Raw genomic sequence first — 25583 nt, 5'->3', positions numbered from 1 at the left:
TCCTTCATTTAACAATTTTGACGTTATAGATAACAAAAAAAAGCCCTTCATCTCCTATTCTAGAGACGAAAGACTTGTAATCTTACGCGGTACCACTCCAGTTCACGCTAATATAGCATGCCCTTAATGGATCATGTGGCCATCATGATCCTCCTATTGATAACGGTTAGGCTCCGGCTCCACCTACTAATTCATGTTCAGTGAGCAACTCCAAGGCGAGTTCAGCAGTTTTTCACAGCTGCTTTGCACCAACCAGCAGCTCTCTGAGTGTTTCAAACCACTTACTATTCCTTCTCAACGTATTGTAATATTAGTTAGTATCTTAATACAAACGTAACAGGTAATCAAGTAGCAATTCAAAAAAATTTATATTTATTGTAGCTTGTCCAATTTATTATATACCATTCATTGGTGTTGTCTGACTTAAACCAACGGAAAAAAGCAAAGTAAAAAAGGCATTCGAATGCGTTTAAAGCCTGATTCCACCTTATAAATTACTTAAGGAATCAGGCTTTAATCGCGAGTGTAAGAACGCTTTGCTCCGCAGCGTCCTCCGATTGAGAGAACTAAACTAACTATTTAAAGAAACCAATGCACTGCCAAATATGACAACAAATAGCAGTAACAACAACAGGTATAAGCCTATGATGATACAGGCCATAATCAAATACGCCTTGAAAAAGTTGGATTTCGATGGATTGTGACCACTGCTGAATGCATAAACAAAAATCATAACAAGATTAACGATCGGAATGATCATAATTAGCATCGTAATTAGCCATTCCTTTACTGTAACAATAGGCGCTACAGCTTGATTGCTTTGATATTGCTGGTATGCATATTGCTCTTGAGGGGCCTGAGGAGTGTTAGTTTCCAACGAATAATCACGACCTTTCTTGATTGTTGAGCGTTCGAACAACAAACAATTCAGACACAAATTCAATCTATTCGTTGATGCATACATATATTACAACGATCTCACTACAAACCCCATTATTTTTCTCATTATCGCAGTTATGACTGATTAATACTGCTCAGTAATTTTCTTAACGAGTGCATCTCCATCTAGTGCGGATAGACCAGCATTAACGCGGTAATATAGCTTTTGCTTGCCACGCTCATTCAAGCCTGGACGGATCGTGAACGCATGATCGATCCCGATCTCCTCCATCACTTCTAGCAATTCATCACTAAATGCGCCGTAAGGGAAAGCTAAAATATTGTCCTGCTCTCCTAGCTCTCTAACGAGTATTTCATGCGCTTTTAGAAGATCTTCTTTTACACGCGCCTTATATTGCTCAGTTGTTTCGCCTTCCATATGGTTAGCTAGCATTGGGCTTTTATTATCATCAATGTTCAGCATTTTATGAGAATCGTACGTATGGTTGTAAAAGCTCATTCCACTGGCTTTCATTTCACGCATTTGATCCCAGGTTAAATGCGGCAAGTGATCTGGGTTCGGTTCATCCGATGATTTGACGATTATAAAGTTAGTCGCTGGGAACTGATACGTCTGCAATATTGGATAAGCAATTTCATAAAAATCTAAGTATCCGTCATCAAAAGTGATGAGCACTGACTTCTCAGGGAGATCAATTTTACCTTCCATGTAATCAACGTATTGTTCAATGGAAATAATATTAAAATCGTTTTCATAAAGAGCATTCATCTGATCATCAAAAACCTCTGCATTAATAACTGACGGATTGCCTTTATACCCGAAGTCATGGTACATAAGAACAACGACTCCTCTAGGCTTATGCGTAGTCATACCAAAAATAGCTACTATGCTGATTGCGATTACTGCAATAAACCCAATCGCGATAGCAAATGATTTCCGAAACAAACCTTCCACTCCCATTTCCTTTTAATCTATTATTCTAATTATTATGTTACTTTAATATTAGACGATTCTCATATACCAATTGTTACAGAATTTAGATTAAAAGTATAGATGCAAAAATTGCTTATTGCTGCATCTAAGCTATATATTATGATAGGTTAAATGATAGATTCACCTCTATTCGGTTGATAGCAATTTTGATAGATTATATAGAAGCTTCATACAAGCTACCTTTTCACAATAATTAACCAGCTAGTTTTGCTGGCTCATGGGGTGTCGATAGATGAATAACAAACTTCCTAATGAAACCTACGGCTTTCGCTTTCACAGCTCTAAGGAGCTGCATTTACCGATATGCCATCTGTTCGCGGTAGGACATGATCGAATTACACATAACGATTATCGCTGGCATGGGAAGGAGCGAGGCGACGGACCACTGCTGCTTTTTCAATATACTTTGGCTGGACAAGGCGTGCTTGAGCTTAATGGAGAAACGTTACTCGCTACCGCTCAGCACGCATTTCTTGTTGAAATTCCAAGTGATCATTGCTACTTCTACGTACCGGAGCAGGATCAGCAAGGCTGGCAGTTTATGTTCCTGCTAGTCAGACCCCATACCATAATGCCGCTATGGAATGAAATAACCGAGCTAATGGGGCGATTGCCAAAGCTTCCGCCCGACAGTGCTCCGATTGTTAAGCTTACTCAACTCTTCGTAGCTGCTCAGCAAGGACAGATTACCGACCCGTTTACTGCTTCCAGTTATGTCTATTCATTTTTTATGTCACTAAGGCAATTTGCTGATAGCCATTCTGTCCCAGCGGCGATGCCTGCTGCGATAGCTAAAGCTGTTCAATGGATTGATCTGAACTATGCTAATATGATTGGCCAAGAGCAGCTAGCAGAGCTGGTTGGGCTGTCCAAGTATCATTTTTTGCGCAGCTTTTCCAAATACGTCGGTCTGACGCCAAATGAGTATGTAAATCGAAAACGTATCGAGCAATCACTTGAGCTTCTGCTTTCAACAGATCAGTCGCTTGAGCACATTGCGCGTTCTGTAGGCTTCTCTAACGCCAGCTATTACATCCGCAAATTTCGAAAGCTAATCGGGCAAACGCCTGCAACCTTTCGATCTAATAAGCACCAGCTCGCCTATAAACGCTTGTTCTTTGATTAGAACAGATAGCAATTTTGTACTATTGCGTACGTATAATTATTATAGTCAGCCCCGTTATCTTTTCAGTATGATGATGGTATTAGCTTTGAACTATTTCATATCATATTGGAATATTGAATAATGGAGGGATTATGATGGATCATCGTTTATTTGCGCCTACTCCACCTATGGGCTGGAATAGCTGGGACTGCTATGGAGCAGCAGTTAGAGAGGAAGAGATTCGAGGCAATGCAGAGTACATGGCTGAGCATCTGCTCGCTTTCGGCTGGGATACGATCGTTGTTGATATTCAGTGGAGTGAGCCTGGTGCGGTTTCCTCACATTATCGCCCATTCGTGCCGCTAGTTATGGACGAATACTCTCGCTTAATGCCTGCCGAAAACCGTTTTCCTTCAGCTGCGAACGGTCAAGGCTTCAAGCCGCTTGCTGACTATGTACACAGCCTTGGATTAAAATTCGGCATACATATTATGCGCGGTATCCCACGTCAAGCCGTTCATCAAAATACAGCACTGCTTGGAACGTCGCAGCGTGCTCGTGATATCGCTTCAACGAATTCTATCTGCCCATGGAATACTGATATGTACGGGATCGATGCAAACAAAGAAGGTGCTGCAGCCTATTACAACTCCTTGTTTGAGCTTTATGCATCATGGGGTGTAGATTTTGTAAAGGTAGACGATATTGCAGCTTCGAGACTGTACGATGCTCATTTGCCAGAAATCGCACTCATTCAGCAGGCCATACAAAACTGTGGTAGACCGATGGTGCTTAGTTTATCTCCAGGACCTGCTCCACTAGAGCATGCCGGATTTTTCACCAATCATGCCAATATGTGGCGCATGACCGATGATTTCTGGGATCATTGGCATCTATTGCTTGATATGTTCGATCGCTGCGAGAAATGGCAGGGCAAATCAGGCAACGGCTGCTGGCCGGACTGTGACATGCTTCCGCTTGGACATATCGGCATCCGATCTGTAGATGGCGGAGGAGCTGATCGTTGGACTCGCTTTACGAAGGATGAGCAAGTTACGATGATGACGCTATGGAGTATTTTCCGTTCACCGCTGTTTTTCGGAGGAGAGCTGCGTGATAACGATGAATGGACATTAAACCTAATTACGAATCGTGAGCTTATTCATATGCATCAAACATCATCTAACGCTAGATTACTTCGCCGCAGCGGCCATGAGATCATATGGACAGCTGACGGTGAGGATGGCTCCCGTTATGTCGCTTTTTTCAATGTTGGTGAACAAACCACAGAATCAAGCATTCAGCTCAGCCATTATCAATGGAGCTATCAAAAAGCCTATAATGTATGGAGTGGCGAGTCGCTAGACATCAGCGATGAGCTTGTAAGTGGGCAGGTCGCTGCTCACGGTGCTGCTTTATACAAATTAACGTAGTCTATACGTAATGAGCAAGAGATTACGAGCTTCATTTCCGTAAGGTAATCTCAATCTCAATCTCAATACACAGCATAACAGGGTATCCATAGTCGACTGACTGATGAGATACCCTGTTTTGATGCTATGAGAAAAGATATGAAAGCTAACAGGCTAACCAATTACACAACAAGGCATGTGCTCTACACTATGTAGAACACATGCCGCAGCACTAAACTCTAACTACCATAAGATGATTACAATATGAAGCCGATTATAAATTGTTCTCACTACCGATTAAGTAAGCTGCCGACGTAACGCAGCAGCTCATTGGCGCAGGTAGAGCAATAGCCGTGCTCATCAATGAGACGTGCCGAAACCTCATTTATTCTCTTTAATTGATTTTCATCAGGTGTTTTTGTTGAGGTTGTAATTTTTACAATATCCTTCAAATCAGCAAATAGCTTTTTCTCAACAGCCTCACGGAGTCGTTCATGACTTGTAAAATCAAATTTCTTCCCTTTTCGTGAATAGGAGGAGATACGAATAAGAATTTCCTCACGGAAAGCCTTTTTCGCATTTTCACTAATGCCAATTTGCTCTTCAATCGAACGCATCAGACGCTCATCTGGATCCATTTCCTCACCAGTAAGTGGATCTTTAATTTTCGCCCAATTACAGTAGGCTTCAATATTGTCTAAATAGTTCTCGAACAGCGTTTTCGCCGACTCTTCGAATGAATAAACAAACGCCTTCTGCACTTCCTTCTTCGCCAAATCATCATATTCCTTACGTGCCACCGATATAAAGTTGAGATAACGCTCCCGCTCCTCCTTCGTAATCGATGGATGCTGATCTAGGCCATCCTTTAACGCACGCAGCACATCGAGTGCATTGATACAATCCATATCTCCTTTAATAAGTGCACTAGAAATACGGTTAATGACGTACCTCGGATCGATGCCCGACATGCCTTCCTCGACGTACTCGTTTTGCATTTCCTTCAAGTCCGCAGCCTTAAAGCCCTCAACCTCTTGCCCATCATACATGCGCATTTTCTTAACTAAATCCATGCCTTGCTTTTTCGTTTCCTTCAAGCGAGTAAGTATCGAGAATATCGCGGCTGCCCGCAGTGCATGCGGTGCAATATGGATATGCTTCATATCGCTTTGTGCTATAAGTTTACCGTATATTTTTTCCTCTTCCGTTACATTGAGATTATATGGGATCGGCATGACGATCATCCGCGATTGCAGCGCCTCATTTTTCTTATTGCTAATAAAGGCCTTATACTCTGTTTCATTTGTATGAGCGATAATCATCTCATCAGCAGAAATTAAAGCAAATCTCCCTGCCTTAAAATTCCCCTCTTGTGTTAACGACAGCAAATTCCATAGAAACTTTTCATCACATTTCAGCATTTCTTGAAATTCCATAATACCGCGGTTTGCTTTATTCAGCTCGCCATCAAATCGATAGGCACGGGGATCGGACTCTGAGCCATATTCGGTGATCGTTGAGAAGTCGATGCTTCCCGTAAGATCGGCAATATCCTGTGATTTCGGGTCAGACGGGCTGAACGTACCGATTCCGACGCGATTATCCTCAGATATAAACACTCTCTCTACACGAACCTCTTCAATATTACCGTCATACTCCTCCTTCAAGCGCATTTGACAGCTCGGGCATAGATTGCCTTCAATGCGAACCCCTAGGCTTTCTTCTACTTCACGCCTCAGCTCTTGTGGAATGAGATGCAGCGGCTCTTCATGCATTGGGCAGCCCTCTATCGCATAGACAGCACCTTTTCTTGTGCGCGAGTAGCCCTCTAGTCCACGCTTAAGCATCGTTACAAGCGTAGATTTACCACCGCTGACTGGCCCCATTAGCAATAATATACGCTTCCGTACATCCAATCGTCTTGCAGCAGAGTGAAAATACTCCTCCACCAGCTTCTCAATTGCTCGATCAAGGCCAAAAATCTCTTGCTCGAAAAATTTATACTTCTTAACTCCGTTTTCAACCTCAACCCCATGCGACTCGATCATTTCATACACTCTTGCATGTGCTGTCATGGCTGGAGAGACATCACTTTTTAGCAGCTCAACATAATCTCTAAAAGTACCTGACCAGGCTAGTCGATCACTTTCCGCCTGATACTCCGATATGCGTTTGAAGATATCCATTGTTTGCCTCCTCCCAATCACATTAGACGCGATTCATACTATTATCTCCGCTTGAGAGACCGCTAAGCTTTAAAGTGTCTGGTTCCTGACTATGTTTAAAGTGTATGCTTGTTGCTGTAGGATATTGCCCTTTTTTTTCGTGAAATGATGCTTCATTTCTCTGTAACTAGACAAGCTTTGCTATAATCAATACATATGATAGCAATGTAGGTGATAATTTATGGCAGTCCATAAGGAAGAACAGCTATACGAGCCAATTAAAGCTTTTTTTACCGCGAAAGGCTATGAAATAAAAGGGGAAGTTAATCACTGTGATCTCGTAGGCGTTCATGTGGAAACCAATGAGGTCATTATCGTGGAAATGAAAAAGACGTTCAACCTCGCCCTGCTGCTGCAAGGAGTGGAACGTCTAAGATTAGGAGCATCAGTATATTTGGCTGTGGAGCGGAATCGCAAAAAATCAGGTGCGATTAATCAACGCTTCGGTGATCTGGCAGAGCTTTGCCGAAGACTTGGAGTCGGCTTACTTACGGTAACGTTTTATGTGACGAAGGCGCCTGTCGTTGAACTGCTCTGTTCGCCGGACGAAGCGCCACAACGGAGCAATCGACCAAGCAAAGGGAAAAGACTGCTCTATGAATTCAAGGAACGCAGTGGTGATTATAATGTAGGCGGCAGTCATGCTCGTAAGCTGGTTACTGCTTACCGGGAGCGTGCACTTCGGATTGCGAACGCCTTGCAGCAGCTCGAGCAGGCGTCTCCTTCACAGCTAGTAAAGCATACTGGTGTACGCCAAGCAGGAAACATAATTCGTGATAACCATTATCAATGGTTTGTGAAGCTGAACCGAGGTGTCTATGCATTGTCTGAAGAAGGCCATCAAGCATTGAAGGAGTATGAGGCTGTTATCGCTGGCTGGACTTAGCTTTTAGCATTTAGATTATAGCTTCTAACCTCTAGCTTCTTGCAGTAAATTCTCCAATGAGCTCATCAAGCTCCTCGATCAACGTGGGCAGCTGTTCCTCTCTCATCCCGTTAACCATCAGCTCGAGCTGATTAGGAGCGCTGTCCACAGCAGCAATATGGTTCACGCTAAGCACCTTATATCGCTGCGCATCCTTGTTTAACGCTCGAATAACAAGGGCGCTTGGTAAAGCTGCAGGCAGCTGGATGAGCAGCGCTGAACGTTGGCTTGTTAGCTGTCCCGTTAAATGCTTGCTGCTCGTGCACGCATCAAGTAGCTTGCGATATGTGCCTTGCTTGTGCTCTTCCGGCTTGCTCGAAGCCTTCTCCTCATGCCCTTCAGCAACTTCTATGTGCGGGTTAATGTTCTGCACCTTTTCATCGACGGAGATTGCAGATGCTCCTGCTTTACGTTTATTACGTAAAGCTAGCTCTCCTTTTGCCGCACGCTTCTTTTTCGCTCGTTTCATATTTATTCTTTTATTAGCCATTTTTCCACCATCCTTCCTATACTATACTCATATCCGAACTTCATCAATTATGTTCTTATTTTTTGAAGTTTTCTTTTTGGTATTCGTTGGTTATAATAGGGATAGGTTATGGAGGTGTGAATACAATGACATTTTGGATTGTGATGACCGTACTTGTTTTATTCCTAACTGCTATTTTAACTAGCTCTTATAATGAGGATAAAACAAGCGGCCTGTAAGCCTTCAAATCGAGAGCCAGGGCTTTACGTCCCTGGCTCTCAATGTATATGTGCATTAAATGACGAGTAAGGTTAATATATTTAAAACGATAAAAGCAGCGATTTTTCACTACTTGTGAGAAATCGCTGCTTTTATTGCAAAGAATATTATGCTTGTTTTAATTGATCCATTTCGGTCATGCAAACATTGCATATATATCTTTCCTTGAATTCCGCCACTTCTTCCATTGAACCACAGAAGACACATTTCGGACGGTAGCGCTCCAGAATAATATGATCCCCTTGAACGAATATTTCTACTGGATCTCCTTCATTCATTAAATAACGCTTACGGAGTGATTTAGGTAGTACAATACGTCCTAGTTGATCTACTTTTCGAACAACACCAGCTGGTTTCATCATGTCACCTCTCTTATATGTCTGTTTTTGCAAGTATTACTGCTGAGAGAAAACATTGCACTATAATCTATTCGACAAAAACATACAAATTCCTTCAAAACCTTTAACATTCCCTTTAAAAATTTTCAATATAAGTTAGGAAAGCTGTTTTGTCTTAAAGCTTCATACAGAATAGCACATACCGTATTTGATAAATTCAAAGATCGCACAGCATCTGTCATTGGCATCTTAATGCAAGTATCCAAATTTTCTTGGATTAGCTCCTCAGGAAGTCCTTTTGTTTCTTTGCCGAAAACGAGAAAATCCCCATCCTTATAGGTGAATTCAGAATAATATTTTTTCCCCTTTGTGCTGGCATAATAAAAGGTTGCATCCGAATATTTTTGCTGGAGCTCAGCGAAGGAATCATGATATTCAATATGGACTGCTTGCCAATAGTCAAGACCAGCTCGCTTCAGCTGCTTATCGTCCGTACTGAAGCCCAGTGGGCGAACTAGATGCAGATGAGCACCGGTCGCCGCACACGTCCGTGCGATATTGCCCGTATTGGCTGGAATTTCAGGTTCTACTAGTACAATGTGAAAAGCCATTTTTCTACTCCTTACGTGTTCATATTGTCTTTACAATTTAGAATGTTTTTACATGGACTTTACAGAACGTTAATTCTTAGCAAAATGTTCTCCTTCATAATAGTTTTAACGATTGGTTGTAAAGGAGTGCTACCATGCAGAAAAAAATATTAATCGTGGATGACGAGCCTTCAATCTCCAAATTAATTGAGTTCAACTTAAAGCTTGCTGGCTTTGAAGTGATGTGTGTAGAAGATGGAGAGGCTGTTTTTCATTCCTTAAGAAGCTTTCGCCCTGACTTAATTATTTTAGACTTAATGTTGCCCAAAATGAATGGGATTGAGGTCTGTCGCATTTTACGCAATCAGAATAACGCTGTTCCAATCATTATGCTTACTGCACTTCACGATGTGGCGGACAAAATTAACGGTTTAGACAACGGGGCAGACGATTATATGACAAAGCCATTTAGCCCGCAGGAGCTTATCTCTCGTATAACGGCGATCTTTCGCAGACTTGATGCACTGCCTGGTGCAACGAAGGAAGAGCAATATACAATTGGTAAGCTGCATATATTAGCTGATCAGCGGCAAGTTTTTCTAAACGGTGAATTAATCGAATTAACCCCAAAGGAATTCGAGCTGCTTTTGTTCCTAAGTAAGCATGAAGGAAAAGTACTTAGCCGTCAACAGCTATTGCATGGAGTTTGGGACTATCATTTCTTAGGTGATACCAGAATTGTTGACGTTCATATTAGCCATCTTCGTGACAAAATCGAACGTAACGCTCGCAATCCAGAGTATATTACGACCATCCGTAACGTCGGTTACAAAATGCAGCAGCCACGTATCAACGCGAATTCGATCAGTTAAGCCAATAAAAGACCGCTTCTCTTAGATTAAGAGAGAGCGGTCTAGTTATTTATGCGTTACGTTGTTGGAATTCCTTCATAAACTGAGCAAGAGCTGCGCAGCTTTCCATCGGTACAGCGTTGTAAGTAGAAGCACGTAGTCCACCTACATCACGGTGTCCTTTCAAGCCTACAAAGCCAGCAGCTTCCGATTCTTTAATGAATTTTTTCTCAAGCTCTTCATTCTGATCTTTAATGCGGAACGTAATATTCATTGTAGAACGGTCCTCTTTGTTAGCACAGCCTTGATAGAAGCCATTGCTTTCATCGATTACATCATAAATCAGTTTAGTTTTATCAAGATTGAATTGCTCAAGTGCAGCAAGTCCGCCTTTACCTTTAATCCATTTTAATACTAGACCAACCATGTAAACAGAGAAGGAAGGTGGTGTATTGTATAAGGAATTTGCTTTTGCATGCGTATCATAGCGCAGCATAGCAGGAATATGTTTCGGGCTTTCTGCAATTAAATCTTCACGTACGATAACGACAGTAACACCAGAAGGACCAAGGTTCTTTTGTGCACCTGCATAGATCATCCCGAATTTGCTAACATCAACAGGTCGGCTTAAGATATCACTGGACATATCGGCAATTAGCGGAACATTGCCAAACTGTGGAAAGCTCTTATATTGCACGCCGCCAATTGTTTCATTGGACGTAATATGCACATACGCTGCTTGGTCTGGAACAACGATCTCAGAAGCCTGTGGCACACGCATGTACTGATCCTCTTTTGAAGATCCAGCTACAACGGCCTCACCAACGATTTTTGCTTCCTTTAGAGCTTTACCAGCCCATGCGCCTGTATCGACATATGCGCCTACTTTACCTTCAGCTAGTAGGTTCATTGGGATCATCGCAAATTGTGTACTTGCTCCACCTTGTAAAAACAAGATTTTATAGTTGTCTGGAATGTTCATCAGCTCACGAAGTAAATCCTGTGCTTCCTGATTTACCTTTTCATACGTTGCGCTGCGATGTGACATCTCCATAAGTGCCATACCCGCACCCTCGTAATCAACGAATTGAGCCTGTGCCTGCTCCAACACTTCTAATGGAATTGCGGCAGGACCAGCATTAAAATTATACGCACGTGTCATTAACCTTCATCCTTTCTGTTACCCATCATCAATATCTTAAACTATATCAATTTTGATAGACTACATCAAGTGGAATCGTTCGGTTCTTTGCATAAAATCGAACGAATTTCACAATATTCATAAAATCATTCGGATTCTACCGAAATGTATTCGTTATCAAAATCATTACTAATCTCATCTACAGGTTAATTGTGAAAATTTTCACTAAATTGTAGAATATAATAAACATTGTAAGTATGTCTATATAATAAAAAAGAGCGCTCAATCTCATTTTTCAATGATGTTGAGCGCTCCATACGTACATGCTAATTAAGCATTGAAGTATAGGTTAAATTCATGTGGATGAATGCGAATAGCTACTTGTTTCGCTTCATTGCGTTTTAGCGCAATGTAGTTAGCAATGAAGTCGTCAGAGAATACGCCGCTTTCTGTCAAGAACGCAGTATCAGACTCAAGAGCATCAAGTGCCTCTTCAAGAGATCCAGGTACGCTGCGGATTTCTTTTTTATCTTCGTCAGACAGATCGTAGATGTTTTTGTCAAAAGGTCCATAGCCAAGTGCAACGGGATCAAGTCCTTTTTTAATACCATCAAGACCTGCAAGCAGCATAGCTGCAAACGCAAGATATGGGTTAGCTGTTGTATCCGGCGTACGGAATTCGATGCGGCAGCCTTTTGGAGATACTGCTGCAATTGGAATTCTTACTGCTGCAGAACGGTTACCTTTAGAGAATACAAGGTTTACCGGTGCTTCGTAGCCTGGTACTAGTCGCTTGAAGGAGTTAGTACTTGGATTAGTCAATGCAATAAGTGCTGGTGCATGGTATAGAATACCTGCGATATAGCTCATAGCCAACTTGCTTAGGTTGCCGTATGCACCTTTTTCGTAGAACAATGGAGTGTCTCCATTGAAAATAGAGCTGTGTACGTGCATCCCGCTTCCGTTATCTCCGAATAGCGGTTTAGGCATAAAGGTTGCAACCTTGCCCCATTGTCTAGCTACGTTTTGAACGATGTATTTATATTTTAATAGGTTGTCAGCTGTTTTAGTTAATGTATCGAAACGGAAGTTGATCTCGGCTTGGCCAGCAGTAGCAACCTCATGGTGATGACGTTCTACTTTTAGTCCTGTTTCTTCCATAATACGAACCATCTCGGAACGAATATCTTGTTGAGCGTCTGTTGGTGCAACAGGTACATAACCGCCTTTTACACCGATTTTGAAGCCAAGGTTACCGCCTTCTTCTTTACGGCCAGTATTCCATGCTGCTTCTTCGGAATCGATGGAGTAATAGGAAGAATGCATATTGTTTTCGAATCGAACATCGTCAAATATGAAGAACTCGGATTCTGGAGCAAAAAATGCTGCCGTGCCTACACCGGATTTTTGTAGATATTCTTCTGCTTTCTGAGCAATACTACGAGGGTCACGATCATAACGCTCACCACTCGGAAGATATATATTACACATAATGTTAAGTGTTGGATGTAATGTAAATGGATCTACGAATGCAGATGCTGGATCTGGCATCATAACCATATCTGATTCTTCGATACCGCGGAAACCAGGAATGGAGGAACCGTCAAAAGCTACACCCAATTCAAAAGTTTCTTCACTTACTTCGCTTACAGGGAGTGTAATGTGATGTACCCCTCCGTTAAGACCGATAAAACGAAAATCGACAAACATAATGTTTTTTTCTTCAATTGTTTTGAAAATTTGATCAACTGACATAAAAAATCCTCCGTTTCCGAACAATAAGATGTAATTTGATTGATAATGTTCAACTCTCATTTAACTTATGTTGTAATTATAAAACTCAGGAAATCTAGCGTCAATACTCATGTAAGGTATTTCTTGCAACCATGTTAGGTTTATTCACAAGTTCTATCACATATGAAAAACCGCATAAAATCAACGCTTTTCAGCGATTTTTTCTCCATGTAAGCGTTATATTCGCTTCCATTTACCACAAAAATTATGTTGAATAGTACAAACAAAACAGGATATACTAGTACAATTTTCATAACCAGTCAATAATCGGGTATTTTGTTTTGCATTAACTTAAGTTAATACAATGGATATGTTAGCTATTTGCTTAGGTTTGCTATTAGCTATGTGCTTTTACTTATTATTCAATTCATCTCACACATATATAAAAAACAGACCTTCCTAACGGAAGATCTGTTACCTAATGATCTTATTCACTTATATTTCATGTCCAAAACCACCACAAGACTCACGAAAGATAAACGGTGTTTCATACACGATAGATTTAGGCTCACCGGTCGCATCAAGTATTCGCCCCATAACGAGTCGTATACATGCAGCAGCCATTTCTTCAACAGGTAGCTTCACTGTAGATAACGAAGGGACACTATATTTTTCTATATCATGATCACCATAGGTCAATATTTCCATATCCTCAGGAATCCGAATGCCTGCGCGATGAAACACTGGAAGTGCTGCGACAGCCATAATGCCTAACGGGAAGAACATAGCTGTTGGCAGCTCTCCGCCGCTTTTTACGATCTTCGAAGCCGCTATATTGCCCCCCTCCATCGTCGTAGGAGCAACCTGAATATGTCTATCCTCCAGCTCAAGGCCATACTTAGCACATGAATCAACAAAACCACGGAATCGAAAATTGTTATCTGCCTTCATGAGATAATCTGATACAATTGCACCTACCTTCTTATGCCCCCGTAGCATGAAAAGCTCTGCAACCTTTCGTCCAATCTCATACGCATCCACATAGATACAGCTATAGATGCTGCTCGTACGGTTAAATAAAACAGTAGGCACATTTAGAGGATGCTCTTCGAGGTAACGCTGATCCTCTGCAGATATGCCCGTCAATATCGCTCCATGATAGATGCCTTGGTCGCAAATATCTTTAATTTTCTGAATATGCTTCCTCTTATAAGGCTGAATTGTCATTTCGAATTCAAACTCTTGCTCGAGAATGGAGCTTTGAGCACCTACGAAAAATCGACCTAACAAATCCGAAGAAAGGTCAGACGGCCAAAAAATAACAATTGATGGTATGTTCCGAGCATTCGATTGTCTAAGCCGCCTTGCAGAAAGATTAGGCAAATAACCGAGTCCCTGAGCAGCTTCCAAAATTCGTTGTTGAGTTTTTTTTGAAATCCGCATTTCATCACCACGCCCATTGAGCACAATGGAAACCGTCCCTACTGATAGCTTCGTTCGTTCGGCTATTTCTCTAATCGTAGACATACTTATCCGCCCATTCCTCTTATAATACTCTATTAATACTAGATCAAATTAGTAATGTCAAGAAAGCGCAAACATCACTTCTCATATCTTCCCTACCATCCAATAAAGAATAGCGTTTCAACTATGCTGCGAGAGCAATGTAGACATAAGCGAATGATGAATGCCTAAGTATAATAATTCCATTATTACGAATCAATTATTATAAAATTGCTAATACGTAATAGCTCTATTAACCCTCTCCCCATCTTATCCCATTTTAGATACAGATTAATACAATAATAAGCGTCAATTGTATATTGACATTGTCAAACACTGGAATTAAAATGCAAGAGAATGCTAAAACGAAATAGCAAATAATTATCGGAAGGATGTGGTAGCTAAAATCTGTATTTTATATCATGGTTGTCATTGAGAAAAGGAGGAAAGCAATTTGAAGAAGAGACCAAGAAGTTTTTTGAAAACCCTTTCACTTATGCTAGTCATCACATCCTTAGTTTTGACAAACTTTCTCAATCCAGTCACCAACGTTTCTGCAGCTTCTTCTAAGCCGGCAATTAAACATAAAGATACAATCACCCTTACGGTCGGTGATTCTTACATGCTTGATATCCTGAATAAGCCTTCAGATGCTACGTATCAATGGAGCAGCAACAAAAAGGCTGTCGTTACTGTCGATGCAAAGGGACAGCTTCAAGCCATTGGAGCAGGTACAGCAAAAATTTACTGTAGCATTACATTCAATAAGAAGACAATCGTGATTACTTCTAAAGTTACCGTTAAGGAGGCACCTATGAATACAGAACCATCAAAGATCTCCGTCGATAAGAATGGCTTAGACGCTCAAGGACGAATGGTAGCCTATTTCGGTTCTCCAACAATCGACGGTACTGTTGATCCTGTTTGGAATAAGGCAGAGGCCGTATTACAAAAGCATGTAACTGGTGAACTTGATACAACCGCCACATTTAAGGCGCTGTGGGACGATCAAGCACTTTATATTCTTGCTGAAGTGAAGGATCGTGATCTCTCTGTCGAATCAGGAACACCATACATGCAGGATTCTATTGAAATCTTCTTAGATGAGAACAACGACAAAGCGAGCGAATACGGCGTAGATGATTTACATATTCGCATCAATTATGAAAATGCATTGTCCGTAGACAATGGAAATGCAGACATGTATTATACAGCAGCAAAAAAAGTAAAGGATGGCTATGTTGTCGAAGCAAGAATAGCTCTCAAATCACAACCAAAGAATGGGTCAGTGCTTGGCATTGAATTACAAATTAATGATGCTAAGGGAACTGAACGAGCGGGAACCATTAATGTGTTTGATACAACGGGTAACGCTTGGAATAACCCTTCTACCTTCGGTGAAATATTGCTAGCTGGGAAAAAGAAAAATGATACCAGCGGACTAAATCCATATGATCTTATGAATTTGATCAAAAAAACGTTGAAGCTTGATTTCAAGCTTTATAAAAATTCAGATGTCGTTACGGACGCGATAACCAGTGTCATATCCGAAAGCATCTTCAACCGCGATCAAGTAAATCAAAAGCAAATTGATGAGCAATATGCTGCCATAAAAGCCGCGGTAAGCAAACTAGAGATGACCGAGGAAGCTGCAAACGAGAAATACTTTACACCTGTTCCCGATGAATATCGTGTGGAAAGCGATCAACCTGGGAAAATCGAGAGCTTATATTATGACGCTCCTAATTTAGAAAATGGCAAAGACAACAAGAAGCTAAATGTCTACCTGCCTTATGGCTATGACTCCGCCGATAAAAGTAAGAAGTATAACGTTCTCTATCTGATGCATGGCGGTGGAGAGAATGAGGATCTCATCTTCGGAGGACCAGATCAAAGCAAGGAACTTAAGAAAATCTTAGACAATATGATAGCAAACGGCGATATTGAACCGCTTATCGTGGTGACACCTACGTTCAACGGTGGTAAAAATGATGTGGCTCTTTTCCACGAGGAGCTGGTCAATCAAATTGTTCCACTCGTCGAAACGAAGTATCATACCTATGCTAAATCAGGAAGCTTAGAAGACCTGAAGGAATCCCGTGCACATCGAGCATTCGGCGGCTTCTCCATGGGATCAGTGACAACCTGGTATACGTTTATCCATGCGTTAGACTATTTCAAATACTATATGCCGTTAAGCGGCGATAGCTGGATCATAGAGCAAAGAGGCGGCGGCCTGCAGCCGAAGCAAACAGCGGAATACTTGGCTAAGGTAGCTAGAGAATCAGGGTATGCCCCTCACGACTATTACATCTTCAGTGCAACTGGCAACTTAGACATCGCTTATCCGAACTTAAAGCCACAAGTCGATGCTATGAAGCAATTCGATGATGTCTTTATCTATTCCTCGGATACGAAGAAGGGGAATTTTTACTTCATTGACGCTGAGGGCGGAACACATGCATGGAACTGGCAGAATCAGTACATTTACGATATTTTATTCGATATGTTCAAAGATTAATTGCAATTGAACGATGTATGATCGACAAAAGCTCAGGACCAACAGGTCCTGAGCTTTTACTGTTTCTATATTACATTCTCTACTCTCTTACGAATCAATAAGATACGATTGGTTGGCCTTTACCTTGCGTATAGTCAATCATTTCCTTGTAAATCCCATTGATCTGAATCAGTTCCTGATGCGTGCCTTGCTCGACAATTCCCCCTTTTCTCATCACTATGATTCGATCAGCTCCGATGATCGTTGACAGTCGATGCGCGATAACAATCGTTGTTCTTCCCTTCGAAACATAATCTAGTGCACGGTTAATGAGCTGCTCTGTCTGAGAATCAAGATTAGCCGTCGCTTCATCCAATATGAGGATACGCGGCTGGAATACTAATATGCGTGCAAATGAAATGAGCTGACGTTCACCTGCCGAAAGGCCGCTTCCCTTCTCTGATAAGCGTGTATCATACCCTTCAGGCATGCGTTCAATAATAAGGTCTGCACCAATAAATCGGCATGCCTCAATGACTGTTTCACGAGAGATCGAAGGTTCGAATAAACGAACATTATCAAGCACACTGCCTGTGTATAAATATGGCTCCTGCTGCACAAGTCCAACCGTTCGATGCAGATCATGCTGAGGAAGCCCCTTAATGGATATGCCATCGATCGTAATATTCCCCTGCTGAATATCATAAAAACGGCATAGCAGGCTAATGAGAGAGCTTTTACCAGCTCCCGTCGTTCCTACAACACCGATCATTTGCCCCGATTGAATGTTCAAATTCAAGTTTTTAATAACTGGCTCATTGTCTACATATGCAAAGGTTACATCTCGAAACTCAATCTCTCCTCGAATAGGAGTAGGTAGCTTCGTAGGCTGCTTCGCATCCTGCACCTCTGGCTCAATCGATAGAATGCCCCAAATGCGCTGAATCGCGACATTAGCTGCCTGCAGCGTGTTCCATTGCTGTGTAATCGTATTGATCGGCTGGAAAAACAATCGAATATACGTAATAAAGGCGTACAGTACACCAAATGCAAGTGTTTCACCTAGCACCGCTCTGCCTCCAAACCAAACGACACAAGCGATTGCCAAATTATTTAATACCTCAAAGGTGCGGTTGAAAATAACATTCGTCCGAATCTCTCGCAGATTAGCACGGAAATATGATTCATTCTTTTCATTGAACTGTCTGCTTTGTTCCCTTTGCTGGTAAAATACTTGAATTAAAGGCATTCCTGATAGATTCTCCGCTGTAAAAGCTACCAGCCTTGATAGACGTGTTCTTGCCAGTTGGTATGTCTTTCTCATATACGTGCGAAACGCAATGGCAATCGTCGCAATAATCGGAAGCAATATTAAACTGTACAACGTCAGCGTCACGTCAAGCTGAAACATCATGACCAATATAAAAATGAGCGTAAAGCCATCTCTAACGATGCTGAGCACAACCTGATGAAAAAATTGATTGACCGCTTCAGTGTCACTCGAGACATGGGTAATTAGGCTGCCACTTGGCACTCGATCAAAATATGACATGGATAGCTTCGAAATATGCTCAAACAGCCGCTTACGAATGCTCGCAATAATACTCTGTCCCGCTTTTTGCAGCAGATTATGTTGAAAGAATGAAAATACTAAGCTTGTGACAGACAAGCCGAAATACATGCAGCCGATTAGCAGTAGACTTCGATATTCAGTATTACCAATCATTAGATGATCATCAATAGCCAGCTTTAGCAAATAAGGCTGCAGCAACTCTCCGCTTATTGCAATCAATGTACAAATGATAAATGCAATAAATGTTTTTTTATGCTCTAGCATATAAACAGATAATACACGAAAGCTTGAACTGAATTTTTGCTTTTGCTTTGGAGTATTGGGATCATTCGATTCTGACTTTTGATCCATCTCCCAATTACGTATCGCCTGTGCCATTATGCGCGCGTCCCCTCCTCCTGCAGCTCATACAGCCTGCGATATAATCCATCCTCGCTAAGCAATTGTTCATGCTTGCCTTGCTGAATAATGCTGCCTTGCTCAAGAACGATGATATGGTCTGCGTGCTTCAACGCACTTACTCGATTCGCGATAATAATCGTTGTTCGACCGGAGCGAAGCTTTGCAATATTGCTTAATATTTCTGTTTCTGTAATCGCATCAACCGCACTAACACTATCATCCAGAATTAAGATAGGTGCATCCTTAATCATACCTCTTGCTAGACTTGTGCGCTGCCGCTGTCCACCAGACAACGTCACCCCACGCTCTCCGAGCTTTGTGTCAAACTGCTCAGGAAAATCCATGATGTTGTCATAAATTCTAGCATGCTGAGCTGCTTCATATACCTTCTTATCGTCCATACTGCGATCTGAGAAGGCAATATTATCACGAATGGTCGTGCTAAATAAAAATCCGTCCTGAGGCACGTAGCCGATGCTTTCTCTTAAGCTCGACAGCTTTATTGAACGTATATCATGTCGACCATATCGAATGCTATTAACAGGAGCATCATAGAGTCGCAATAGCAGCTTCATCAGCGTCGTTTTCCCGCTGCCTGTACGCCCGATAATGCCTAAGGTCGTTCCTTGCGGAATAGTTAGCGACAAATTATTCAGCGCCAAACGTCCTTGCTTATCCAACTCTCCATTGTGAGCTGCCTCGTAGCTAAATGAAAGGTTGCGCAGCTCGATAGCTGCATCGTTCGGATCCAGTGGCTTAGCATCCTCCAGCTCAACGATTTCTCGCTTCTGCCTCATCAGATCATTCAATCGCTCGAGTGAAGCCCGTGCTCGCTGCACGACATTGATAACGTTGCCGAGCTGCTGCAGCGGATTCATCAGCATACGTACATATAGCGTCAATGCAACAAAGGTTCCAAGCGTAATCGTCCCTTGTACCGTTAAATATCCTCCATACACCATAGCAACAATAAGCGATAGTGCGCCGAGAAATGGAATCGTAGCTTGGAACAATGAGGAAATACGTACTAATCGCAGTTGTCGCTTGCGTATCTCATCAACTGTTGCACCAAATCGTTCGATCATAATTGACTCAACAGCAAATTTCTTTGTTACGCGGATACCGGCAAACTGCTCCTCTGCAGAGGCAGTCATCGCGCTGAGAGCTTCCTGCACCTTAAGTGATCGACGCTTAATCTTCGGACCAATCCACACGACGATAACAGGAATGAATAACAGCGGAATAATACATGCGATAACAAGATAAAGCGGAACATTAGAGAGCAGCAGCATAACAATGGTAGAGATCAGCAGCATTGATGCACCTGCCGTCTGATTTACACCCATCGAGATCGATTCTCTTACCGCAGTCACATCGTTCATAAAGTAGCTTAACAGCTTGCCAACGCCATTGCTCGCATAAAATCGTTCGCTTAGCTGTAAAAATTGCTGATATAGCCGCGAGCGATTCATATATTCAAAGTATCTTCCCGTATACATCACAAGGTACTGTGCAATGCCCCCAAGCACCGTAAAGCTAATACCGATTGCTAACAGCTCCCAGCCTGATTGTAATACACCATCCCAAGTTAATTGTCCCAGCTGCAGCGCGTCCGTAAAATCACCAAGAACGCGAGGAAATTGGACTTGAATAATGTTGGCAATCGCATGCAAGGTAACTGAAATAACATAAGCAATCCAGGTCTTTTTGAAGAACTGCGCTAGTATTTTCGGGGAATCCAATTAATCATCACTTCCTAGTTGTTTTTGAGCAGCCATGTCTCAACCAGTCCCATCCTCTATACGTTTTACTTATTATCTATTTAAGGTTTACGCCGGTGAAATCTATCTTCCCCTTCATGTCCCCCCTCTCCGGCTCAACAGCGCTTAGTACAGACAGAAGCATTGCACAAGGCTCAGATCACTCTAAGCCTTATGCAACGCTTCGCTCGATTCATTGCCATATATATTCCTTCGCTTCTATAACTATCCAATCCTGCACATGTATACTAAAATGTTCAGCAGATTATTCCTCATAAATGAGATCACCCATTTATTCCCTCAATCATCCATGCTGATTTGGAATATATTTGTTGCTGCCAGGAAGCTTCTTTATCGCATTCCAAGCTTCAATGGCTGCTTCACGGTTTTTCCCTTGATTACTCGGATCTGCAAAGTAATCACGTATGAATTGATTGTATTCAAATTGAGGAGCGATCTTTTTCTTATATGTAGGCTCCTTCTTTCGTTTTTCTTCCTCAACCCACGTATCCACCGCATCACGGTATGTCTTGCCTACATTTTCTTTAAAATAATTTTGAATATAGGTAGAAAAGTGAAACTTCGGGATCACTGACTTGAAAAATGCTCTCACCTCTTGACTGCAGCGATGATTTTCAGTAATGACCGTTTCCAGTGTAAGCTCCGCTGAAGATACAGCCTTCTTCATGGAGCTCGATGCTCGTGTAGGCTTTTTTATTTCCCCAGTTTGAAGAAAAAACTCGATCCTTTCAGAAATCTCCGTTTTTGAGCCGCTAGCACTTAGTCCGTGTTCTCTGCAGAAGGCTTGCAGCTCTTCCTTAAGCCAGTAGTAATCTTTAAAGCTTTGAATATGAATATCTTTCGTTAAAGCAGGTCTCAACAACAACACCTCAATTATTATGTAGTATCACCATTATCCATTATAGAACATATGTTCTTATTAATCAAAGCAAATGTTACATCAAGCTATATGAATGTGAAAGCAGCACCATTGTAAAAAGACCTACACCTCTTGGGCATAGGTCTGCATTATACATCCGTTATACGCTGTGAACGGGAGTATGAGATTGCTCGTATAATTGCTTCATTACGGCTTCGATAGGCAGAGCCTCAATTGCCATATCTATGATGCCATAGGACTCGTTAAACTGAGATATAAACGGTTTTAGCGCTAGAGCTGACGTATCTATCTCCAGCTCCACCTCAAGCGGTCCGATACGCTCTAGCAGCTTCAGGCCAGCAGGCAGCGAATCAGGCACAGGCTGCTCGGTAGTTAGTCGAACTGACTTTTTATTGCCAAGTCTGTTTCTTAAACCGTTTAAGCTGTCATCAACAACGATCTGGCCGTGATTGATGACCATTACTCGCTCCGCCAGAAGCTCCACATCCTCAAGATCATGTGTCGTAAGAATAAAAGTCACCTTACGCTTGTTCATGCTGCGTATAAAGCTTCGTATATTCTCCTTAGCGATCATATCTAGACCAATCGTTGGCTCATCCAAAAACACAAGCTCAGGGCGATGAAGCATCGCCATAATAAACTCGCACTTCATTCGTTCACCAAGAGATAGCTGTCGAGTCGGCTTTCTCATCACATCACCAACCTGAAGCAGCTCAACCAATTCATCCAGCGTTTCAGCGTAATCCTTATCTGAAATACTATAAATCGCCTTATTCATATAGAATGCATCCGAGGGTGGAATATCCCATATGAGCTGCGACTTCTGGCCAAATACAGCTCCAATACGGCGTACATATTCCCTACGCTGCTTCCATGGCACAAGACCAAGGCTTCTAACTTCACCGGAGGTAGGATGTAAAACCCCGGTCAGCATTTTCAGCGTTGTTGACTTTCCAGCGCCGTTTGGCCCGAGAAAGGCCACCATCTCACCCTGCTCTATCTTAAATGAGATGCGATCCACCGCACATATTTCCTTCATCGGCCGATGCACAAGTGTTTTGATCACCTCTCGCATCGTATGACCGCGCTCAAAGGTATAATACTTCTTGCTTAGCTCATTTACTTCTATCATCGATTAACACCGCGCTTTCCGTTCCTATGCACATCATTAGCCGCCTGCACTCGTGTAATTTTTCAGCATTCGATTCCAATAGACTATTCCGAGCAGCACCAGCGCTGCGGCAGAAGCTAGTGTCCATAGCGAGCCCCAGCCCTCTCTGCCAAGCAATGCGGAGGCTGGCACAAATGCAATTAATCCAATCGGCAATATATACGTAAACACATTTTGCAGCGCTTTAGAGAAAATGGTACCCGGATACATACCAAAGCCTGACACTGCATCAAAAATATCAAATACTCGACTGCTGCCTACCCAGCGAAACAATATCCCCGACAAAAACAATGACATTGAAAATAAAATCGCAATCGAGGCTATAAACAACAAGCTAAATTGAACCCATGCCGCTCCTCCAGGAATAACGATGCCTTGCATTGCAAAGGCAAACAACACCGAGCCGCTAACGAGCCTGCCAAAATCATCAGGATCAAACCCAGAAAGCATCGACATAAACATAACAGGTCTCGGCCTTAACAGAAGCAGATCGAAGGTGCCTTCACGAACCTGAGAAAGTGTCGTTCCAACCATGCCGAAGAAAAAAGGGAAGGCAATTCCCTTGGCTAGTACAAATACAGCCTGTACAAGGAGCGCTTCATGCAATGTCCATCCCGGAAACGATGCTCCAGAACGATAGACGAGCAGCGTCACGAGAGGAACGACAAGATCACCTACGATGAGCAGCAGCACACTTAATATAAAGTGGCTGCGATATGCCATCATCTCTGCAAGCTTTACTCTCATCATGGAACTCCAGCATGCCAGTATTCCCTTCATACGCCAACCCCCGTAAACCGTTTAAGTGCCGCGCGATACATAAGAAGCATCAGGGCCGCGGTCACTGCGACGGCCAATGCCTGCAAGCCAACTGCTTCTGCAATGGACAAACGTATGCCAGCCAGCTCATAGTCGCCAATAAACACGCGCGTCGGCAAATACGTAATAAATTGAAAGGGCAGAAAAAACAGTATTTTCTGCACCACTTCTGGGAAGAAGGACAGGGGCAGAAACACCCCTGCACTTACATCCTTCAGCAGTAGAAATACGCGTCTAACGCCTTCCGCTCGGACTAGCCAAAATGCAGTAAGGCCAACACAATAATTGATCATAAAGCTCATTAGAAAGCTTAGTAATATCGATACTACTGCCCAGCCCGGGGCAACTGGGACAAGCTGCACCTGAAACAATAAGACAAACAGCAGCAGCACCGGCAGCACCTCAAACCCTAACGCGAGCGTGCGATGACCTAGCTTTTGTGCTAAAGCAAATACCCAGTGCGGCAAAGGACGCAAGGCGAATGTAACGAATTTGCCACTGCGTACGAGCATCTGCAAATTCCAATCAGCAAAATCAAATGTAATATAGTGGATCAACGTTACGACTCCGTAATACGTCAGCATCTGTTCGAAGGTTAATCCGTTAATCGTTTCCTTCCCCACGAACATCGCCTGCCATATAAATACTTGTACGAGGAACAATACAGGTCCTACAAAAAGAGAGGCGAGCATATGGGAACGGAAGGCCGCCCATTCCTTATAGGTTACGAAGCCGATCGCTCGAATGATCGCCCATTGCTTGTTCAAAGCCATCCCGCTCCGATCACATTTTGAGTACCAATCATCGATTCAGGACACCAATCACTGTTAGACGGCACGAAAAACAGAATGACTGCTTGTCGCTTTTGATCGAGCAGCAGAATACAGCGTCCTGCTCCTTCGTGACCGTAAGTATCCTCTTCTATCCATTCACCAGGCGCGATTAGAAGCGGCCCGAGACCATATGCTTTATCCTTCAGCCTTCCTCCCCAGCTAAAGGCATCGATCCCTTTATCTAAGCAGTTGCTGATCATTTTTTCGACGGACTTGCGAGACAAGATTCTTACGCCATCAACGGCACCACCATTTAACAGCATTTGACCAAATCGATTGAGATCCGATAGCGTCGAATACAAGCCGCCGCCTGCTCTTGGTGCATCATTCGGACCAAGCTTACTGCTTAGACGGGAGCTTTCCCACTCATTGATGATGCACACTTCATCTTGAAGCTCTTCAGGTACTACGAAAAATGTACGCTCGAGGCCTAGCGGCTTAACAATACGTTCCATAACGTACTCCTCATACCTCATGCCGCTCACCCTTGCAATTACTTCTCCTAGCACTGTATAGCCTGCCGATGAATAATTCCACTCCTCACCGGGCTTGGATAGCGGCTTGCCTGACAGCAGTGCACGAATCCATGCTGTACGCTGCTGCTTTGCAAGCTCCTCAGAATCCGTAATCGCATGCGGACCCTCTGTTTCCGGCTGGTAAGCGAACAGTACTGAGCCCCAGCCTGCGGGATATGGCTCCAAGTAATAAAACGGGTCTGCACGTAGGCCAGATGTATGGGTAAGCAGATGCATAATATTGATTGACTCATATAATGGATGCTTAAATTCCTCGATCCAATCCGCTACAGATTGACGTAGAAACAGCTTACCCTCCTCAATGAGCTGAAATATAGCTACGGCAGTAAACAGCTTCGTAACCGAGGCGATCCGCCGAATAGAATCCTTATTCATGACGGATTCTGGACGATCAAAGCGCAGACGCCCCATCGCACCATCCGCAAAAACCTTTCCATGTCGAGCTAGCACATAAGATGCGCACTGAATTTTGTCTGCTTTTATTAATTGGGCAAAGTGATCGTTTAACCGTTCTAACACTTCCTCCGAAAACCCTGCCTCCTTGCAGTCCATTCTTGATGGTTCTGTCGTTAAGGACATCATCTTTCCTCCATTTCATAGGATTATAGGTTTATCTATACAA

Annotated in this window: 21 protein-coding genes and 1 other annotated feature; of the genes, 5 read left to right on the top strand and 16 right to left on the bottom strand. The window is 42.6% G+C overall.

The annotated features are described in order from the left end of the window. Positions 1 to 58: 58 nt before the first annotated feature. Positions 59 to 307, bottom strand: a binding site (T-box leader). Positions 308 to 571: 264 nt separating this feature from the next. Next, entirely contained in the window at positions 572 to 964 is a 393-nt protein-coding gene (locus tag NSQ99_RS22860; protein ID WP_340839210.1) for a hypothetical protein, read from the bottom strand. A gap of 60 nt (positions 965 to 1024) precedes the next feature. Then, a complete protein-coding gene (locus NSQ99_RS22855; RefSeq protein ID WP_340839209.1) occupies positions 1025 to 1846 on the bottom strand; it encodes a polysaccharide deacetylase family protein in 822 nt (273 codons plus the stop codon). Positions 1847 to 2126: 280 nt separating this feature from the next. On the opposite strand from NSQ99_RS22855, the gene NSQ99_RS22850 reads away from it, so the two are divergent. Next, on the top strand, positions 2127 to 3020 hold the full coding sequence (locus tag NSQ99_RS22850) for an AraC family transcriptional regulator (protein WP_340839208.1): 894 nt from the start codon (positions 2127 to 2129) through the stop codon (positions 3018 to 3020). A gap of 134 nt (positions 3021 to 3154) precedes the next feature. Further along, a complete protein-coding gene (locus NSQ99_RS22845; protein WP_340839238.1) occupies positions 3155 to 4432 on the top strand; it encodes a glycoside hydrolase family 27 protein in 1278 nt (425 codons plus the stop codon). Positions 4433 to 4701: 269 nt separating this feature from the next. Here the strand turns inward: NSQ99_RS22845 and NSQ99_RS22840 are convergent, their stop codons facing one another. Beyond that, positions 4702 to 6597 carry a PrkA family serine protein kinase gene (locus NSQ99_RS22840; protein WP_251668611.1) on the bottom strand — a complete coding sequence of 632 codons (1896 nt, stop codon included), beginning with the start codon at positions 6595 to 6597 and terminating at the stop codon, positions 4702 to 4704. 220 nt (positions 6598 to 6817) lie between these two features. Here NSQ99_RS22840 and NSQ99_RS22835 point away from each other — a divergent pair, with 220 nt between their 5' ends. Then, the gene (locus NSQ99_RS22835; RefSeq protein WP_251668610.1) at positions 6818 to 7522 is read left to right on the top strand and encodes a DUF2161 family putative PD-(D/E)XK-type phosphodiesterase; all 705 of its coding nucleotides are present in this window, start codon (positions 6818 to 6820) and stop codon (positions 7520 to 7522) included. 31 nt (positions 7523 to 7553) lie between these two features. Here the strand turns inward: NSQ99_RS22835 and NSQ99_RS22830 are convergent, their stop codons facing one another. From NSQ99_RS22830 to trmL, 3 genes are all read right to left on the bottom strand, one after another. Beyond that, positions 7554 to 8030 carry a hypothetical protein gene (locus NSQ99_RS22830; protein WP_340839207.1) on the bottom strand — a complete coding sequence of 159 codons (477 nt, stop codon included), beginning with the start codon at positions 8028 to 8030 and terminating at the stop codon, positions 7554 to 7556. 386 nt (positions 8031 to 8416) lie between these two features. Further along, complete coding sequence (locus NSQ99_RS22825; protein ID WP_251668716.1) at positions 8417 to 8668, bottom strand: AbrB/MazE/SpoVT family DNA-binding domain-containing protein; 252 nt, start codon at positions 8666 to 8668, stop codon at positions 8417 to 8419. Between the two features lie 125 nt (positions 8669 to 8793). After that, positions 8794 to 9258, bottom strand: coding sequence for a tRNA (uridine(34)/cytosine(34)/5-carboxymethylaminomethyluridine(34)-2'-O)-methyltransferase TrmL (gene trmL, locus NSQ99_RS22820; RefSeq protein WP_251668606.1), 465 nt, complete (start codon positions 9256 to 9258; stop codon positions 8794 to 8796). A 134-nt stretch (positions 9259 to 9392) separates the two neighbouring features. Between trmL and NSQ99_RS22815 the strand changes: the two genes are divergently transcribed. Next, positions 9393 to 10109: a response regulator transcription factor gene (locus NSQ99_RS22815; protein ID WP_251668604.1), complete on the top strand. Its 717-nt coding sequence runs from the start codon at positions 9393 to 9395 to the stop codon at positions 10107 to 10109. Positions 10110 to 10158: 49 nt separating this feature from the next. Here the strand turns inward: NSQ99_RS22815 and serC are convergent, their stop codons facing one another. The 3 genes from serC to NSQ99_RS22800 all read right to left on the bottom strand — a co-directional run bounded on the left by serC (position 10159) and on the right by NSQ99_RS22800 (position 14490). Beyond that, positions 10159 to 11250, bottom strand: coding sequence for a 3-phosphoserine/phosphohydroxythreonine transaminase (serC, locus tag NSQ99_RS22810; protein WP_251668602.1), 1092 nt, complete (start codon positions 11248 to 11250; stop codon positions 10159 to 10161). 309 nt (positions 11251 to 11559) lie between these two features. Then, a complete protein-coding gene (glnA, locus tag NSQ99_RS22805; protein WP_340839206.1) occupies positions 11560 to 12984 on the bottom strand; it encodes a type I glutamate--ammonia ligase in 1425 nt (474 codons plus the stop codon). Positions 12985 to 13458: 474 nt separating this feature from the next. Beyond that, positions 13459 to 14490 carry a LacI family DNA-binding transcriptional regulator gene (locus NSQ99_RS22800; protein WP_340839205.1) on the bottom strand — a complete coding sequence of 344 codons (1032 nt, stop codon included), beginning with the start codon at positions 14488 to 14490 and terminating at the stop codon, positions 13459 to 13461. 430 nt (positions 14491 to 14920) lie between these two features. On the opposite strand from NSQ99_RS22800, the gene NSQ99_RS22795 reads away from it, so the two are divergent. Continuing rightward, a complete protein-coding gene (locus NSQ99_RS22795) occupies positions 14921 to 16987 on the top strand; it encodes a sugar-binding protein (protein ID WP_340839204.1) in 2067 nt (688 codons plus the stop codon). A gap of 94 nt (positions 16988 to 17081) precedes the next feature. On the opposite strand, the gene NSQ99_RS22790 is transcribed toward NSQ99_RS22795, so the two are convergent. The 7 genes from NSQ99_RS22790 to NSQ99_RS22760 form a co-directional block, all read right to left on the bottom strand. Further along, a complete protein-coding gene (locus tag NSQ99_RS22790; RefSeq protein WP_340839203.1) occupies positions 17082 to 18917 on the bottom strand; it encodes an ABC transporter ATP-binding protein in 1836 nt (611 codons plus the stop codon). Beyond that, complete coding sequence (locus NSQ99_RS22785) at positions 18917 to 20683, bottom strand: ABC transporter ATP-binding protein (protein ID WP_340839202.1); 1767 nt, start codon at positions 20681 to 20683, stop codon at positions 18917 to 18919. The genes NSQ99_RS22790 and NSQ99_RS22785 overlap by 1 nt, the downstream gene beginning before the upstream one ends. 322 nt (positions 20684 to 21005) lie before the next feature. Further along, positions 21006 to 21581: a DUF6434 domain-containing protein gene (locus tag NSQ99_RS22780; protein WP_340839201.1), complete on the bottom strand. Its 576-nt coding sequence runs from the start codon at positions 21579 to 21581 to the stop codon at positions 21006 to 21008. A gap of 160 nt (positions 21582 to 21741) precedes the next feature. After that, on the bottom strand, positions 21742 to 22734 hold the full coding sequence (locus NSQ99_RS22775; RefSeq protein WP_340839200.1) for an ABC transporter ATP-binding protein: 993 nt from the start codon (positions 22732 to 22734) through the stop codon (positions 21742 to 21744). Positions 22735 to 22770: 36 nt separating this feature from the next. Next, complete coding sequence (locus NSQ99_RS22770) at positions 22771 to 23553, bottom strand: ABC transporter permease (RefSeq protein ID WP_251668585.1); 783 nt, start codon at positions 23551 to 23553, stop codon at positions 22771 to 22773. Continuing rightward, on the bottom strand, positions 23550 to 24365 hold the full coding sequence (locus tag NSQ99_RS22765) for an ABC transporter permease (RefSeq protein WP_251668583.1): 816 nt from the start codon (positions 24363 to 24365) through the stop codon (positions 23550 to 23552). Before NSQ99_RS22765 ends, NSQ99_RS22770 begins: the two co-directional genes overlap by 4 nt. After that, positions 24356 to 25513 (bottom strand): serine hydrolase domain-containing protein, encoded by a 1158-nt coding sequence (locus NSQ99_RS22760; protein ID WP_340839199.1) that lies wholly within the window; start codon positions 25511 to 25513, stop codon positions 24356 to 24358. Before NSQ99_RS22760 ends, NSQ99_RS22765 begins: the two co-directional genes overlap by 10 nt. Positions 25514 to 25583 lie beyond the last annotated feature (70 nt).

The organism is Paenibacillus sp. FSL W7-1287, assembly GCF_038004245.1.
In the GTDB taxonomy this organism is placed as follows: Bacteria; Bacillota; Bacilli; order Paenibacillales; family Paenibacillaceae; genus Pristimantibacillus; species Pristimantibacillus camelliae.
This window is presented reverse-complemented; position numbering and strand designations above follow the sequence as displayed.

What these genes read in the sequence shown, in the direction of transcription:
- NSQ99_RS22850 (WP_340839208.1), top strand. Translation starts at nt 2,127, where the DNA reads ATGAATAACAAACTTCCTAATGAAACCTACGGCTTTCGCTTTCACAGC.
- trmL (WP_251668606.1), bottom strand. Translation starts at nt 9,258, where the DNA reads ATGGCTTTTCACATTGTACTAGTAGAACCTGAAATTCCAGCCAATACG.
- NSQ99_RS22840 (WP_251668611.1), bottom strand. Translation starts at nt 6,597, where the DNA reads ATGGATATCTTCAAACGCATATCGGAGTATCAGGCGGAAAGTGATCGA.
- glnA (WP_340839206.1), bottom strand. Translation starts at nt 12,984, where the DNA reads ATGTCAGTTGATCAAATTTTCAAAACAATTGAAGAAAAAAACATTATG.
- NSQ99_RS22760 (WP_340839199.1), bottom strand. Translation starts at nt 25,513, where the DNA reads ATGGACTGCAAGGAGGCAGGGTTTTCGGAGGAAGTGTTAGAACGGTTA.
- NSQ99_RS22770 (WP_251668585.1), bottom strand. Translation starts at nt 23,553, where the DNA reads ATGAAGGGAATACTGGCATGCTGGAGTTCCATGATGAGAGTAAAGCTT.
- NSQ99_RS22825 (WP_251668716.1), bottom strand. Translation starts at nt 8,668, where the DNA reads ATGAAACCAGCTGGTGTTGTTCGAAAAGTAGATCAACTAGGACGTATT.
- NSQ99_RS22835 (WP_251668610.1), top strand. Translation starts at nt 6,818, where the DNA reads ATGGCAGTCCATAAGGAAGAACAGCTATACGAGCCAATTAAAGCTTTT.
- serC (WP_251668602.1), bottom strand. Translation starts at nt 11,250, where the DNA reads ATGACACGTGCGTATAATTTTAATGCTGGTCCTGCCGCAATTCCATTA.
- NSQ99_RS22765 (WP_251668583.1), bottom strand. Translation starts at nt 24,365, where the DNA reads ATGGCTTTGAACAAGCAATGGGCGATCATTCGAGCGATCGGCTTCGTA.
- NSQ99_RS22845 (WP_340839238.1), top strand. Translation starts at nt 3,155, where the DNA reads ATGGATCATCGTTTATTTGCGCCTACTCCACCTATGGGCTGGAATAGC.
- NSQ99_RS22815 (WP_251668604.1), top strand. Translation starts at nt 9,393, where the DNA reads ATGCAGAAAAAAATATTAATCGTGGATGACGAGCCTTCAATCTCCAAA.
- NSQ99_RS22775 (WP_340839200.1), bottom strand. Translation starts at nt 22,734, where the DNA reads ATGATAGAAGTAAATGAGCTAAGCAAGAAGTATTATACCTTTGAGCGC.
- NSQ99_RS22860 (WP_340839210.1), bottom strand. Translation starts at nt 964, where the DNA reads ATGTATGCATCAACGAATAGATTGAATTTGTGTCTGAATTGTTTGTTG.
- NSQ99_RS22830 (WP_340839207.1), bottom strand. Translation starts at nt 8,030, where the DNA reads ATGAAACGAGCGAAAAAGAAGCGTGCGGCAAAAGGAGAGCTAGCTTTA.
- NSQ99_RS22800 (WP_340839205.1), bottom strand. Translation starts at nt 14,490, where the DNA reads ATGTCTACGATTAGAGAAATAGCCGAACGAACGAAGCTATCAGTAGGG.
- NSQ99_RS22790 (WP_340839203.1), bottom strand. Translation starts at nt 18,917, where the DNA reads ATGGCACAGGCGATACGTAATTGGGAGATGGATCAAAAGTCAGAATCG.